Raw genomic sequence first — 15,111 nt, 5'->3', positions numbered from 1 at the left:
TATTAACATTTATGCCATACTTATCAACAAATTTTGTTGATTTATACGTTTTTTTTGTTAATAACTTTACTTTTTTCAAAAGTCTATTAACATATTATACACAAGTTATCCACATATTATACACAGAAATTTATAAATTTTATTTTGTACATATTTTTGTAACTAGAACAGTCATGTCATCTTCGATTTGTAACGCTTGTAACTCCAATGCTCTATCTAATATTAAATTTGAAATTTCCTTTGGATTAGTAGTTTCTATGTTTTTTAAGAAATATATTAACCAATTATCGCCTAAATTGTTATTTCTTCCTGCATCTACAATTCCATCAGAAACCATTATAACATAGTCACCTTCCTTAACTTTTACATTTTTTCTATCAATCTTTACATCTGATAATATACCAACAGGTAAAGATGATGATGATATTAAATCAACTTCTCCATCCTCTCTTTTTATATAGGTAGAACATGCTCCCATCTTTATAGTTTCTAAACAACCTCGTTTTAAATCTAAAATACCTAAATCGAGAGTTGAAAACATTTCTTCTGAAGACTTTAATAACAACATATTATTTATAGTATCTATGACTATTTCATCTTTAATCTTTGCATCTATCATTTTTTCTAGTATATCAATAGTAGCAGAAGACTCTTCATAAGCTTTTTTACCCTTTCCCATACCGTCGCTTATAGCCATCATATATTTACCATCATTTATCTCCATATATGTGTAATTATCTCCACAAAGGATATGTCCATCCCTAGACATTGCTGAAACTTCTGTAACAGCCTTATATTTTTGAGACTTAACAAATGTTGCTTTACATTTACCTCCTAAACAGTGACATCCTATTTTTCTAACAGACATATTCTCTCCTACTAGGTCTGAAATTATATCTACAATTTTATTTTCACACATGCAACCATCGTTACAAGTCTTCTTTTCTATTGATATTTCAAATTCGCTGTTACTCTTTGTTAAGTAACTTACTTTATCAACAGTTATATCATATCTCTCTAATTGTTCATATATATTTTTTTCTTTCTCTATATCCAACATTATATCGCCCTCTAAGTCCTGAGACAGCGATTTAATTGATTTTGAAATACTTCTTATCTGGTTTGCTATTAATTTTCTACTTTCTGAAAACTTCACACTCCAATCATAATCTAATACAAACATTTTATAATAGTGATTTGATATTTTCACTATTGATTCTGGCTTCATACATTCCTTTCTAAAATTTTTAGGTATATCGTTTACACTTAATTCTCCTTTCTCTTCAATTTTTTCAAGAATATTATATATCATAGTGTATGTATGATTAAATCTTGATTCCCAACACATTCTTCTCATACTACAACTTTTACATTCATCATTATGAATCATATCTATTACATTCGCTATGTCTCTTTGGTCTAACACTTTATCCTTTTCTCTTATCTTATCAAATGTATCTGCAAGGTCATCATAAGTTTTATATATACTATTTAATCGACTATTCGTTAAGTTTTTGCTTCTCATAATATAATCGTATACAATTTCATTTGAAGCTACATTACTTTTTATTAATTTTTCAATCTTATTGAATAATCTTTCTGGCAACACAAGCACTATCAAACACCCTAACAATATATCTCTTAGTTGCATCATGTTTGAAGTAATACCAGAAGTATATAGGTATATTATTGTCCAACTTAGAATATATCCTAATATACAGAAATATTTGTTTATCTTATTAAATGCACCACTTATTAATCCTGAAAAAGAATATATACCCATATAAATAGCTGATGTCATATTATTTAAAATAGATGCCACACCAATAATTACACCACTAGATGCTCCCATAGTAGCTCCACCTACTATTGAGGTCAGTAATATCAATACAGTTGACAAAATGGTCCTTATAGATATTCCAAACAAAGATATATCTCCTATCCCCATTATACTAAAGGTTAGCAGTAAACTTATTGATATGGCTTCTTCTGTCCGTACAGACATCCTATTGTTGACATTGGCCATTAAACCTATACCATAAGAAAATACATATATAGATATAAACATTATTATTGCTTCTACACCTGCAACAAGCAGATTATATACACACCTATCTGAAAAGAAAGCTTGTCCCATGGAAATTGGAAGTAATACTATTGCACCTATAAACGCCATTTTGGCAATTGAATCTAATAGTTTTAGTTTCTTATTTAATGCCATAAATATTGTAAGGCACACAGCATATTTTGCTACATTTCCAAAATCATTGAATGATAACAATATTCCTATTAATGTTGATATAAATACAGGTATCTTATACTTATCAATCTTTGATGCACATATAAAAAAGGCAATTCCTAAAGGAGCTACAGAGTCTACTATAATAGACCTACTAAGTAAAAATCCCATTACGGCGAATGCCGCCGTAGTAAAATCAATATATCCGCTTATTAATTTTATGACATTTGGTTTTACAGTTTTGTTCTTTACAACTGCTACACTTCTTTGCATAAAAAAACCTCCTCTTTTGTTTATATTAAGAATTGTAACAAAGAGGAGTAATTTTTTTTGTCATAATCGGTTCCAAATATCAAAAAATATTAATACATTTTTTTTGACTTTTGACATATTAGGCCTTCCAAATTATCGTATTCACTTACGGTTATTTCTTCTATTTCTAATTTTTCCATTATTATATTCAATATTTTTACACCAGCAGTTATAATATCCGCACGTTTTTCTTGTAGCCCTTTTAAGTTCTTTTTATCACTTAATGTCATCTTTATTAATTTTTGTAGAATTTCTTCTATTTCTTTTTTGCATATTTTACTGTTATGTATTTTTTCCATAGAGTAAATTTCTAATTCTTGATTCATTGCTGACAATGATGTGATTGTACCTCCTATACCTATAAGAGTTTTTAATCCCTTTTCTTTTATGTAATTTAAAGTCTCACTAATTTCATTATATATAAATGAACTCATAGCTTCAAACTCTTCATTTTCAATGATATCGTGTTTTAAAAATTTCTCTGTCATTCTAAGAGCTCCTACATTTTCACTTTTATTAAACTTAATTCCATCTGAATCACCTACAATAAACTCTGTTGAACCCCCTCCAATATCTATAACAATAATATCATTATCCTCTTGTATACCTTCTAAAACACCTTTAAAGCCCAAATTTGATTCTTCTATACCCGTAACTATATCAACATCTATACCAGCTTCTTCTTTTGCTAGTTTAACAAAGTAATCTCCATTTTTACTATCTCTAAGGGCAGATGTCCCCATGCAATAAATATTTTCACATTTTTCATCATTACACTTGTCAGAGAATTCTTTTAATGCTTTTATATTTCTTTGAATCGCATCTTCCTTTATATATCCTTCGCTATCTACGCCTTGCCCAATTCTAGTTGTATTAACAAATTTTTTTCTATTTATAAGTTTTCCATCTACATAATCTACTATCAACAATCTCATTGAGTTTGTCCCAATATCAATAGCTCCTATTTTCATTATAAAATTCCTCCTTAATCAAAATAAAAAGTCATCCTTAAACTGAATGACTTTTTTATTTAATCTTAAATTTTAAAATCAATATTCTTGTAGACTTATTAGCCAGTTTTAATCAGCGATTTATATCTACATAAACGGTTTCATTAGGCTTTACCATGTTTAACCTTTTTCTAGCTATTTCTTCTAAGTCTCCTTCATATGATTTTTCATCTTTCTTTAAGCTGTTTATTTGTATTTCAGTCTTTTTTAATTGTTTATTTAGACTTGCTATTTCTGTTTTATATTCTTTAGCTTTTTCGTACTCAAATACAAATCCTGTCATTATACTAAAAATTGATATTCCTAAAAATAAACTGATAACAATAATTTGTCCTGAAAATTTTTTTCTTAAGTTCATTTTTCCTACACCCTTTTTTTAGTTTTAGTTTTTTTCTTAGATTTTGATTTTTTCTTGTTTTTTGATTTTTTATTTGATTTTCTCTTTATACTTTTTTTTGTTGCCATAAATATGTTTGGTATATAAAATATAATATCAAATAGTAGGTGTAGTGAATAGATTATAACGTAATACAAATTGTTTAAAAAACTGACTATGTAGTGTGTAACTTTTTTAAAAGAATTCCTCACAAAACGAATTATTTTATTGATAATTGATAAAACAATTTTACTTATGGTGTTATAGTATAAAATAAAACCAATAAACAAAGCCACAAAATGGTAATATCTTAAATTAAAAAACTCTGTAAGGTTTATTGTTATAAATATTATAATGGTTGCTAGAAACCAAAACAATACATCAAAAATTATTGCAAAATAATTGATGAATTTAAAACTCCCTCTCAGGCCTCTATAAAAATCAAACAACACTCCTATGAGTATTCCACCATAAATAGTAGCGTAGAAAATACTTACATCTTGAGTAAAAGGTATCATCTATCTAAATACCTTTTTCAAAAAACTTTCTTGTGGCTTTTTAGGCTTTGCATATACCATAGAATTTATAGTTCCATCTATGCTAATTATATTTTCGTCTATACTTAGCTTGCTCATATCTAGGTTTTCGCCTTCAATCACCATCTCGCCTACAGAAGTTTTAAGCTCTACTCTTTTATCATTAAAAGAATATATGTGCTCGACTCCTGAAATAACCAGCTTTGATCTATCTTTCAAAGTTATGTTCTGTTCCATAATATCCCCCCAGTAAATATTTCACTAATACTACTATTAATATACTAGAGGACTATTAATTTTATTCTAAAATTTCGTACATTTCTTTTGCATCATTTTTTAATACATGCTCTCTTACTTCATTTATCTTAAACTTCATCTTCTTCTCTCCAAATTGTATTTCTAGTGTATCTCCAATATTCACTTCTGAAGAAGATTTAGCGACTTTTCCATTTATAGTGACAATTCCTTTATCACATGCATCTTTAGCAACAGTTCTTCTCTTTATAATCCTAGATACTTTTAAAAACTTATCTAATCTCATAATTATCACCTTCCTTAGCTCTATAGAAAAAGTGTGGTAAATTTATCCACACTTTTTCACAAGATTTCTAATTATCCATTTATTGTATCCTTTAATCCTTTTCCAGCTTTGAAAACTGGTGCTTTAGAAGCTGGTATATCTATAATTTGCTCTGGATCTCTTGGATTTCTTCCTTGTCTAGCAGCTCTTTCTCTTGTCTCAAATGTTCCAAATCCAACTAATTGAACTTTTTCATTATTTACTAGTGCATCTTGAACAGAACTCATAAATGCGTTTAACGCAGCCTCTGCTTCCTTCTTTGTTAATCCACTTTTTTCTGCCATCTTTGATACTAATTCAGCTTTATTCACGATATTTACCTCCTAAAAATGTTTATAATATAGACTCCTATCTTTCTGATAAAAGTTCTAGATTTTTGACAAATTTCCTTCCACAATTTTATTGTTTTTTAGCCTGATTCCAAAATTCATCCATCTCTTCAAGTGTCATGTCTTCTAATTTTCTATTTAAATTCATTGCACTTTTTTCTACAAACTCAAATCTATTTATGAATTTATCTGTAGTACAGTTCAAGGCTTCTCCTGAGTCTATGTCTAAAAATCTAGCTAGATTTACTATCGAAAATAATAAATCGCCTAGTTCTTCCTTTATGTATTTTATATTCCCGACCCTGTGTTCGTCAAGTAATTCCTGATATTCTTCTTCAATTTTTTTAAATACATCTTCTACATTGTCCCAATCAAAGCCAACAAGAGCTGCTTTATGTTGAACTTTACTAGCCTTCATAAGAGCTGGTAAATGTTTTGGTATTCTTCTAAGGCCATCTGTTACAGTGCTTTCGCCTTTTTCTTCTTTCTTTAACTCTTCCCAAGTTTTTTCAAACTTAGACATATCTAGTTTTACACCATTAAATATATGAGGATGTCTATGAATTAATTTTTTGCATATACCATTTACCACTTCTTTTAAATCAAAGTAGCCTTCCTCATTACCTATCTGACAATGGAATATAACTTGTAAAAGAACATCTCCTAGCTCTTCTACCATTTCATCTATATCATTATTATCAATTGCATTACAAAGTTCATATGCTTCCTCTATAACAGAATTTTTTAATGATTGATGTGTTTGTTTTTTATCCCATTCACATCCAGATGGACTTCTTAATGTATTAACTATTATTTCTAAGTCATGTACTGTATTATACATCTTTTTAGAACTTTTGGGTATATATAAGCTAGTTAAATAGTCAAAAAAGTTTTCATTTCTGTCTAATTCACATAATTTTATAAACTTTTTACTTTCTAAATCTTTGACACCTGCTCCATTTACTATACATACTTCTTGATTATAATCATAATATTCCATAAGTTTTAACTTTACATTTGATGCTATAAATTTATCATACACTTGAGTTATTATCATACTTGTATCTAAATCTATGTATGAGTTTTCTATCTCAAAGGCATCTATCAATTTAAATCCATCAGATGGGTCTATAGCTAAATAGTTAAACATAGCGTCTACAAAGCTCATAGAAGGTACTATCTCCACTTTTATGTGCTTTTCATCGGCAAGTCTCTCTATTATACTTACAGTCTTTTCTGCGACCCTTGGATGACCAGGAACCGCATATACTAAATCACCTTTTGTAGATTCTTCTATAATAAATTCAGATATTTTTAAGTAAACACTCTCAAAGTTTTCCTCATTTTCATAAAAGTAATCTAAAGAAGTGTATTGTATAGTTTCTTTAAGTTTATCAATTATTGGATGTTTCTCTGTTCTAAAAAAGACTCTAGGGCTGTTTTTTAAAGATTCCAGTACACCTTGGCTTATAAGAGAATAGTCTCCTGGTCCAAGCCCTACAATACTTATCTTACCCATAACATCACTCCCATTAGCAAATTTCACTTTATTTTTGTATTATTATACAAATAAGGAGCTTTACTATTTGTATAGTATTTCCTTTATTTGCATATATATTCCTATATTATCTTATAAGTTTAACTTTTTTTAACAATTTATATAATTTATCACCTTTTGGCATAGTTAATATCTCTTCTTTTTTAATTCCGCCTATTCCAAGAATAACTACTACATATACAATCCCACCAACACCTATTGCGATTATTGTAGATAGACTATTGCCCAATAATCCAACTAAAGCACCATAACTCAACTTAACCATTATAAACATTGTCATAACTGTTATAAATGGTTTTATTATAAATTCCTTCTTAGGAAATTTTACATTCATATATTTTTTAACATATAATAAGTTAATCATAGCTGCCACAAAGTATGCTGTAACTGTTCCAAAAGCTGAACCTAATACATTGATATCTGGTATACCTGTCAATGTGTAACTTATAACAATCTTACATAACATACCCACACATAGAGCAATTACGGGAACTATGGGTTTTCCCATTCCTTGAATTATACCTGTTAATGTTTGTATTAATCCTAGGAACAGTACACATGGAGTAAGAGTAAACAAGATAGTTCCTACAGATGATGGCTCATGTGGAAATAAAAGACCCATTATTGGTATCGCTAATGATGCCATACCAAACGCACAAGGTAATACTATAAGTAAAGTCACCTTAACAGCACTTTTAGTATCTTTTCTAGCCTTTGATTTATTACCTAATGCATATGCTTTAGAAATAGCTGGAACTAAGCTCATACTCATTGCAGTTGTTATAACGGCTGGTAAATTTATTGTTGCCATTGCCATACCTGTCAATTGACCAAACATTGAATTTGCTACTTTATATGTAAAGCCTGCTTCCATAAGTCTTCTTATTACAATAACATTATCTATCATATTTACAAGTGGCATTACTGATGCACCTATTGTTATCGGAATAGCAACTGTTAAAAGCTTTTTAAAGATATAAGAAACTTGTTCATCCTTGAACCTTTGACTCGCATCTATCTCAGCTCTACGTTCTCTTCTTCCTAACATATAAGCAAACATCAGATAAACCATAGATGCTACTGAACCTATTGTAGCTCCTGATATAGCACCTGCTGCTCCTAAAGTTTGCCCAAAACTTTTCATAAGTAGGTAGGCCAAAGTAAGACCTAATACAACTCTAAAAAATTGCTCTGCAACTTGAGACACAGCAATCTTAGTCATGTCTTGTCTACCTTGAAAATATCCTCTATATGCTGACATCGCTGGAACAAATAATAAAGCTGGAGCAATAGCTTTCATAGAGTACAATGCACCAGGATTTTTCATTATGTTTGTTACTATGTAGTCGGCTCCAAAAAACAATATACAAAATGATATTATACCAGTTATAAATAAAACTGTATGCGATACTTTAAATATCTTATTTGCACCTTTATAATTTCCAATAGCAACTTTTTCCGAAACCAATTTTGCCACAGCTGTTGGGAATCCAGCAGTAGCTAATGTTAAAAATAGAGTGTACACAGGATAAGCCGCCTGATAGTATCCCATTCCTTCTGAACCAATCATGTTCCCAAGGGGAATTCTAAAAAATCCACCCATTATTTTTACGATTACACCTGCTAGCCCAAGTATAAGGGCTCCTTTTAAAAAGGAGTCTTTGTTTTTGTTATTGTTCATAACATAACCTCCATACTGTTTATATAACAAACTTTAATATACCATATTTTTAATGCTATATTCAATATTTTAAACAAAAACTTCAAAAGACCTTCACGTAAAAGGTCTTTATGATAAAATTATTGAACTTGTTTTCCTAAAAAGTTAGCAGCTATTTTTAAAGATTTTTCTTCACTTTCTGCAATTGTATCTTTATCTTTTGAAACAACTACAATAGAACCTATACAGTCACCAGATGCACTAATTATAGGCATAATAACTTGACTAATATATTCCTTTTGGTCTTCTTTAAATAAAGGTAAAATATTTTTATCTTTTGAGTACTTTACTGTTCTTTCACTTATTATTGCTTCTAACTCATCACTTATACTTTTTTCTTTATAATCTTTTTTAGGAAGTTTAGATACAGCTATTATAGAATCTAAATCGGTTATTAATACACCATATCCTAATACTTCTGCTAATGTTTCAGCATATTCTTGGGAGAATTCATTTAATTCTCCTATTGGAGAGTATTTTTTAAGTATGACTTCTCCATCTTTTGCTGTGAATATCTCTAAAGGATCTCCTTCTCTAATTCTTAATGTCTTTCTTATCTCCTTTGGGATAACTACCCTTCCAAGATCATCTATTCTTCTAACTATACCTGTTGCTTTCATATTTTTTAATCCCTCCATAAATTACTTTAAGTTTATTTTTACCATTGTTAAGAAAAATATACAAAAAAAGCTATATCTTCTCCAGATATAGCTTTTTTAAGCATATTACTATTTTTTTAGTTTTTAGATTGTGATTGTATTTATTACTTTTTCATCTTTTTCTACTTTAGCTTCTTTAGTTAATTTTTCTATTTTCTTTTGATATTTGTTTTTTAATAATTGATCTTTTATAGTTTCTTTAGAATCTTCAAATGGTGTTTGTTCATTTACTTTATCTGTTACTTTGATTATATGGTATCCATATTGAGTTTCAACTAAGTTAGATATTTCACCCTTTTTCATAGAAAATGCTGCTTCTTCAAATTCAGCGACCATTTGACCTCTTGAGAAGAATCCTAATTTACCACCATCACTTGCTGAAGCATCTTGTGAATATTTCTTTGCAACCTTTGCAAAATCTTCACCTGATTTAACTTCTTTAAGGGCTTCTTCAGCTTTTTTCTTAGCTTCTGCCTTTTTCTCTTCTGAAAGTGGTTTATTGTTGTCATCTACTGTTTTTAATAAAATATGAGAAGCTTCTACCTCATCTTTTTTGAATTCATCTTTATGTGTATCATAGTATTTTTTCATTTCTTCATCTGATATTTTAGTTTCTTTAGTAAAATTAGCTTGATAGTTTTGCATAGCTAAATCTTTTTCTTGTTGGTCTTTTAAAAATGTATCATCTATACCTAATTTTTCAAGTTGCTCTTTATATTTTTCATCTTTACTCATAGCATCTTTTAAATCTTTAAAACTTTTTTCAACATCTTCTTTTTTAGGAAGTAAGTTATCTTTTTTAGCTTGTGAATATATAACTTCTGTAGTTATAAGTTGTTCAAGAATTAAGTCTTTAAACTTGTCCTTATACTTTACTCCTTTTTCAACTTCTTTGTCCCAGATATCTTTTCCGTAAGTTTGTTCCATAGAATCTTTATAAAGAGCTATAGTTTTTTTAAATTCATCTGATGATATTTTTGTACCGTTTACTGTTGCTACAGTTCCATCTGTGCTTGCACTACAAGCTGTTATTGATACTACAACTATCATAGCTATTACTAACGTTATTACTTTTTTCAAATTTAAAACATCCCTTCTTAAATTTACAAGTTATTTGACCTTGCACATTTTTTCTAACAGTTCTTCTAATTCTGTAACTATATTATAACCTATTTTTTGTTTAGTTCTATACTTTGTTATTGGAACTAATAATATTTCATCTTTTACTTGTCTAATTTTTTCTATTTTTAATATCTTACACAACGATTTTATATAAGCTATTGTAAGTAGTGTTTGTACTGGTTTAGGTATATCAGAGAATCTATCTTCAAGTTCTTCTTGTATATCCAACATATCTTCCCTATTTTCAATAGAAGCAATTTTCTTATACATTTCAATCTTAATCAATTCATCCTTAATATAATTGTCTGGAATATATGCATTTACACTTAAATCTATTTCAACATCAATTTCTTCAACAATAGGCTCACCTTTAACCTTTTTAATTGCATCATTAAGCATTTTGACATATAAATCATAGCCTATAACTGCCATATGACCATGTTGTTGAGAACCTAAAATATTTCCAGCCCCTCTGATTTCAAGGTCTCTCATCGCTATTTTAAAACCTGAGCCAAATTCTGTAAATTCCCTAATAGCCTTTAATCTTTTTTCTGCTATTTCACTTAAAGTCTTATCTTTTTCATACATGAGATAGGCATATCCTTGTCTGGAACTTCTTCCAACCCTACCTCTTAACTGATATAACTGAGCTAATCCCATTTTATCTGCATCGTATATAATCATAGTATTTGCATTGGATATATCCATACCTGTTTCTATTATTGTAGTACATACTAGCACATCATAGTCTTTATTTAAAAATCCTAAGATTATATTTTCTAGTGATTTAGAAGTCATTCTTCCATGTGCAACAGCTACTCTAGCATCTGGGACAAGCTTTTGAATCATACTTGCCATTTCTTCAATATGCTCAACTCGATTGTATACAAAGAATACCTGTCCACCTCTACTTAATTCTCTTTCTATTTCATCTTGAATTACGCTTTCCTTACTCTCAGTAACATATGTTATTACAGGATGTCTTTCTTGTGGGGGTTCTTCTATAACACTCATATCTCTTATCCCACTTAAAGACATATGTAGAGTTCTTGGTATAGGAGTTGCTGAAAGTGTAAGCACATCTACTGTAGATTTAATTTTCTTTAAAGCTTCTTTGTGCTTTACACCAAATCTTTGCTCCTCATCAATAACTACAAGACCCAAGTTTGGTAAATTTATATCTTTAGATATTATTCTATGAGTACCAATTAGAATATCTACTAACCCTTTTTTAGCATCTTCAATAATCTGCTTTTGTTGTTTTGGAGTCTTGAATCTACTTAAAACTTCCACTCTCAAAGGATAATTTTCAAACCTTTCTTTAAATGTATTGTAATGTTGTTGAGCCAGTATTGTTGTTGGAACTAATACTGCAACCTGTTTTTGGTCCATACATGCCTTAAAAATGCTTCTAATTGCTACTTCTGTTTTCCCATAGCCAACGTCTCCACAGACAAGTCTATCCATTACTTTACTTGATTCCATATCCTTTTTAGTTTCCTCTATTGCTTTTAATTGGTCTTCTGTTTCTTGATATGGAAACAATGATTCAAACTCTGCCTGCCAAGGTGTATCTTTTGAAAACTTATACCCTTGTATCTTTTCACGTTTTGCATAGAGTTCAATTAAGTCTTTTGTCATATCTTCAATTTCTTTTTTGACTTTTGCCTTTGCCTTTGTCCACTCATTGGTTCCAAGCTTATTTAACTTAACTTTTTCTACCTCTGCACCAATATATTTTTGTACTTTATCCATCTGGTCTATTGGTACATATAAATTATCTCCACCTTGGTAAACTATTTTCATGTAATCTTTTTTGATTGCATTAACTGTAATCTGTTCAATTCCTGTGTATCTACCTACACCACTATTTTCATGTACTACATAATCTCCAACGCTTAAATCTAAAAATGACTCTATCTTCTTTCCTTTTTTGGCTTTTTTATTACTAGTCTTAGAGGCTCTTTTATAAACACCTATCATTTCATTATCTGTTATAACAACAAATTTTATAGATTTATACTGAAAACCACTATTTATATGTGCAGGTACAATTACAATTTGAGAAGATTTAATTTCAATATCTCTATCTTTAGAAACAGTCGTTTCTAAGCCTTTATCCAATAAATCTTTTCCTAATTTATTTGCTCTTTCCAATGTATTTGTAGCCAAAATTATTTTATAACCATTGTATTTCAGCCGATTTAATTCTTCTACAAGTAAGTCTACTTTTCCATTAAATGTAGGTACTTCTCTACTTTCAAAATTTATTATGGATTTTACAGAAAAGTTATTTATAGACTTTGGTAATAGTGAATTCAAGACCACAGACTTGTCTTTTACTAGGTACTCCAAATCTGTATAATGGTATAATAGTTTTCCTTGATTTTTAACAGCCAAACCTCTTTCAAGGTTTAGTTTGTAATTTTCTCTAAACTCATTTAAGTAATTTTCACATCTTTCCTTAAGTCTTGTTATATCATTGATAAATACTATTGCATCATCTGCTAGATAAGTAAATATACTTTTGTTTTCTTCTGGATAGATATAATCTATATAGTTTTCTACACCTTCAAAATAAGTCTTACTTGATATATATTCTATATTTTGAAAGGTTCCTTCATCAGTATTTTTAGTTGTTTCCTTTTTTAACCTAACTAATGCATCTGTAGTTTTTTCTGGATAAATAAATTCTCTTGAAGGAGTTATAGAGAACTGTTGTAACTTATCAATTGATTTTTGAGAAAATACGTCAAAAGTTCGTATGGAATCTATCTCATCATCAAATAATTCCATACGAATCGGATTTGTATACTCAAGTGAGAATACGTCAATAATTCCACCTCTTATACTAAATTGACCAAACCCCTCTATTTTTGAAACTCTTTCATATCCTAAGGAAACTAACTTCTCAGTTAATTTTTCTAAATCTAAACTATCCCCCACTTTGTAATGAGATACACTATCAAGTAAAACTTGTTTTGGTATATATTTTCTTAAAACTGCTTCAATAGAAGTTACTAAAATTATTTTTTCTTTCTTTGCTAGTTTTAATAATACCTTTAATTTTTTTGCTTCTTCGTTTCTGTCCTTTGCATCTAAATGATAAAAGTAAATATCTTGAAATCCTAAATATTCGACTTTATCCCCAACATAAAAATTTAAATCTTCATATACTTTTTTTGCTTCTAAATCACTACTTGTGATAAAAATCATTTGTCGTGACAAATCATTAAACATAGAATATGATATATGAGGTTTTTGTACTGGCAAAAGTCCATTAACCAATAATGAGCCTTTTGTATTTTTTATGCAGTTTATTATATCTTTATACTCTTTTGAGTTCTGCAAAGGATATAAAAAAACATCATTCATTTAAATCTCCCTCTCACTATCCATTGTATTTATTCATAGACATGTCTATATTTTCTCTTATTATTGAGTCAACAGCACACGCCGCTTTTTCTAGTGCTTCATTTATATTATCAGATTCTTCTTTTCTAAATCTAGAAAGTACAAAATCTGCTAAGTCTTGGCCAACTTCTGGCTTAGATACACCTACTCTTACTCTTGGGAAATCATTTGAACCTAAACACTTCGTTATAGATTTCATTCCATTATGAGTACCACCACTTCCTTTTTTTCTTATGCGTATCTTTCCAACATCTAAATCTATATCATCATACACTACTACTATAGTATTTAAATCTACCTTATAATATTTATATATATCTATTAATGTTTCTCCACTTAAATTCATATAAGTTTGTGGTTTTACTAGTAATACTTTTTCAGTACCTACTCTACCTTCGCCAATTAAAGCTTTGTGTTTTATTTTAGTAACACTAATGTTGTATTCTTTTGCAAGAATATCTATGACATCAAATCCAACGTTATGTCTAGTCTTTTCGTATTTTTTTCCTGGATTTCCTAACCCTACTACTACGTACATTTTTTACCTCCTGTTATAGAAATTTATATAACAAACTATAATAAAAATCAAATATATTATACTCTGTAAATATTATTATAATTGTCGCTAGAGAAATAAATGGTGTAAAAGGAATTTGTTTTTTGATATTTATATTTTTAAAAATTTTAATTCCATATAAAATAACAAAAAATAAAAATGCTAAAATAAATGATAAAACTATCACATAAAATCCATAATTATTTCCCAATGCAAAGCAACATAAGCTATAGAGACCTACATCTCCATAGCCTAATCCTTTTGTAAATTTAGCAATAATATAAGGTATAATAAAACCTATTGCCAGTCCAAATATATGACTTATATAGTCAATTTGTACTATATTGCAAAAGATTAAAAAAATTACACCTTGAACTATTATACCACTAACTATTGTTATATCATATACATATATTGTGTAGCAGTCTATAATAGATATAATTATTAAAAATGGAATTAATACTATGTATTGTACACATTCTGCACTAATCCCAAATTTTAGATATATTAATACAGATAAAACTACAGTTACTATGTAAATAAAAAGCATATTATACGAATTTTTCTTTACTCCATCACAAAAAATATATAAGGATTTATTTATCAAATATGCAAAAAATAAGGAAATTATTATTATATACTCCATAGTCTACAGTACTCTGTAGTAGGGTTAATAATAATATTGTCCTTATTGATTACT

The 15,111-nt window shown here is 28.8% G+C and carries 14 protein-coding genes; all 14 read right to left on the bottom strand.

Features of this window, described 5'->3' with window-relative positions; genetic code table 11:
- Positions 1 to 139 precede the first annotated feature (139 nt).
- The 14 genes from spoIIE to KGF52_RS02295 all read right to left on the bottom strand — a co-directional run bounded on the left by spoIIE (position 140) and on the right by KGF52_RS02295 (position 15,057).
- The gene (gene spoIIE, locus KGF52_RS02360) at positions 140 to 2,512 is read right to left on the bottom strand and encodes a stage II sporulation protein E (protein WP_227829093.1); all 2,373 of its coding nucleotides are present in this window, start codon (positions 2,510 to 2,512) and stop codon (positions 140 to 142) included.
- A gap of 89 nt (positions 2,513 to 2,601) precedes the next feature.
- On the bottom strand, positions 2,602 to 3,522 hold the full coding sequence (locus KGF52_RS02355; RefSeq protein ID WP_227839023.1) for a Ppx/GppA phosphatase family protein: 921 nt from the start codon (positions 3,520 to 3,522) through the stop codon (positions 2,602 to 2,604).
- A gap of 112 nt (positions 3,523 to 3,634) precedes the next feature.
- Entirely contained in the window at positions 3,635 to 3,919 is a 285-nt protein-coding gene (locus tag KGF52_RS02350) for an FtsB family cell division protein (RefSeq protein WP_227436281.1), read from the bottom strand.
- A 5-nt stretch (positions 3,920 to 3,924) separates the two neighbouring features.
- Positions 3,925 to 4,455: a spore cortex biosynthesis protein YabQ gene (gene yabQ, locus KGF52_RS02345; protein WP_227829095.1), complete on the bottom strand. Its 531-nt coding sequence runs from the start codon at positions 4,453 to 4,455 to the stop codon at positions 3,925 to 3,927.
- On the bottom strand, positions 4,456 to 4,710 hold the full coding sequence (locus tag KGF52_RS02340; protein WP_003421411.1) for a YabP/YqfC family sporulation protein: 255 nt from the start codon (positions 4,708 to 4,710) through the stop codon (positions 4,456 to 4,458). It abuts the gene before it with no gap.
- 61 nt (positions 4,711 to 4,771) lie between these two features.
- Complete coding sequence (locus KGF52_RS02335) at positions 4,772 to 5,014, bottom strand: RNA-binding S4 domain-containing protein (protein ID WP_227436285.1); 243 nt, start codon at positions 5,012 to 5,014, stop codon at positions 4,772 to 4,774.
- 71 nt (positions 5,015 to 5,085) lie between these two features.
- Positions 5,086 to 5,364 carry an HU family DNA-binding protein gene (locus KGF52_RS02330; RefSeq protein ID WP_227436295.1) on the bottom strand — a complete coding sequence of 93 codons (279 nt, stop codon included), beginning with the start codon at positions 5,362 to 5,364 and terminating at the stop codon, positions 5,086 to 5,088.
- Positions 5,365 to 5,452: 88 nt separating this feature from the next.
- Entirely contained in the window at positions 5,453 to 6,901 is a 1,449-nt protein-coding gene (gene mazG / locus KGF52_RS02325; protein ID WP_227839022.1) for a nucleoside triphosphate pyrophosphohydrolase, read from the bottom strand.
- A gap of 106 nt (positions 6,902 to 7,007) precedes the next feature.
- Positions 7,008 to 8,621: a polysaccharide biosynthesis protein gene (locus tag KGF52_RS02320; RefSeq protein ID WP_227839021.1), complete on the bottom strand. Its 1,614-nt coding sequence runs from the start codon at positions 8,619 to 8,621 to the stop codon at positions 7,008 to 7,010.
- 119 nt (positions 8,622 to 8,740) lie between these two features.
- A complete protein-coding gene (locus KGF52_RS02315) occupies positions 8,741 to 9,280 on the bottom strand; it encodes a stage V sporulation T C-terminal domain-containing protein (RefSeq protein ID WP_227436300.1) in 540 nt (179 codons plus the stop codon).
- A 123-nt stretch (positions 9,281 to 9,403) separates the two neighbouring features.
- The gene (locus KGF52_RS02310; protein ID WP_227839020.1) at positions 9,404 to 10,399 is read right to left on the bottom strand and encodes a peptidylprolyl isomerase; all 996 of its coding nucleotides are present in this window, start codon (positions 10,397 to 10,399) and stop codon (positions 9,404 to 9,406) included.
- Positions 10,400 to 10,429: 30 nt separating this feature from the next.
- Positions 10,430 to 13,816, bottom strand: coding sequence for a transcription-repair coupling factor (gene mfd, locus KGF52_RS02305; protein WP_227829099.1), 3,387 nt, complete (start codon positions 13,814 to 13,816; stop codon positions 10,430 to 10,432).
- A 16-nt stretch (positions 13,817 to 13,832) separates the two neighbouring features.
- On the bottom strand, positions 13,833 to 14,393 hold the full coding sequence (gene pth / locus KGF52_RS02300; RefSeq protein WP_227839019.1) for an aminoacyl-tRNA hydrolase: 561 nt from the start codon (positions 14,391 to 14,393) through the stop codon (positions 13,833 to 13,835).
- 13 nt (positions 14,394 to 14,406) lie between these two features.
- Positions 14,407 to 15,057 (bottom strand): prepilin peptidase, encoded by a 651-nt coding sequence (locus KGF52_RS02295; protein ID WP_227839018.1) that lies wholly within the window; start codon positions 15,055 to 15,057, stop codon positions 14,407 to 14,409.
- Between the last annotated feature and the right edge of the window lie 54 nt (positions 15,058 to 15,111).

The organism is Clostridioides sp. ZZV15-6597 (genome assembly GCF_020657815.1).
GTDB lineage: Bacteria > Bacillota > Clostridia > Peptostreptococcales > Peptostreptococcaceae > Clostridioides.
Note: the sequence above shows the minus strand (reverse complement) of the source record. Positions and strands in the feature narration are given on the sequence as shown.

Bases quoted from the DNA above. Each gene is read 5' to 3' on its own strand.
- yabQ (WP_227829095.1), bottom strand. From the start codon at position 4,455: ATGATACCTTTTACTCAAGATGTAAGTATTTTCTACGCTACTATTTAT.
- KGF52_RS02335 (WP_227436285.1), bottom strand. From the start codon at position 5,014: ATGAGATTAGATAAGTTTTTAAAAGTATCTAGGATTATAAAGAGAAGA.
- mazG (WP_227839022.1), bottom strand. From the start codon at position 6,901: ATGGGTAAGATAAGTATTGTAGGGCTTGGACCAGGAGACTATTCTCTT.
- mfd (WP_227829099.1), bottom strand. From the start codon at position 13,816: ATGAATGATGTTTTTTTATATCCTTTGCAGAACTCAAAAGAGTATAAA.
- KGF52_RS02295 (WP_227839018.1), bottom strand. From the start codon at position 15,057: ATGGAGTATATAATAATAATTTCCTTATTTTTTGCATATTTGATAAAT.
- spoIIE (WP_227829093.1), bottom strand. From the start codon at position 2,512: ATGCAAAGAAGTGTAGCAGTTGTAAAGAACAAAACTGTAAAACCAAAT.
- KGF52_RS02340 (WP_003421411.1), bottom strand. From the start codon at position 4,710: ATGGAACAGAACATAACTTTGAAAGATAGATCAAAGCTGGTTATTTCA.
- KGF52_RS02315 (WP_227436300.1), bottom strand. From the start codon at position 9,280: ATGAAAGCAACAGGTATAGTTAGAAGAATAGATGATCTTGGAAGGGTA.
- KGF52_RS02350 (WP_227436281.1), bottom strand. From the start codon at position 3,919: ATGAACTTAAGAAAAAAATTTTCAGGACAAATTATTGTTATCAGTTTA.
- KGF52_RS02320 (WP_227839021.1), bottom strand. From the start codon at position 8,621: ATGAACAATAACAAAAACAAAGACTCCTTTTTAAAAGGAGCCCTTATA.
- KGF52_RS02355 (WP_227839023.1), bottom strand. From the start codon at position 3,522: ATGAAAATAGGAGCTATTGATATTGGGACAAACTCAATGAGATTGTTG.
- pth (WP_227839019.1), bottom strand. From the start codon at position 14,393: ATGTACGTAGTAGTAGGGTTAGGAAATCCAGGAAAAAAATACGAAAAG.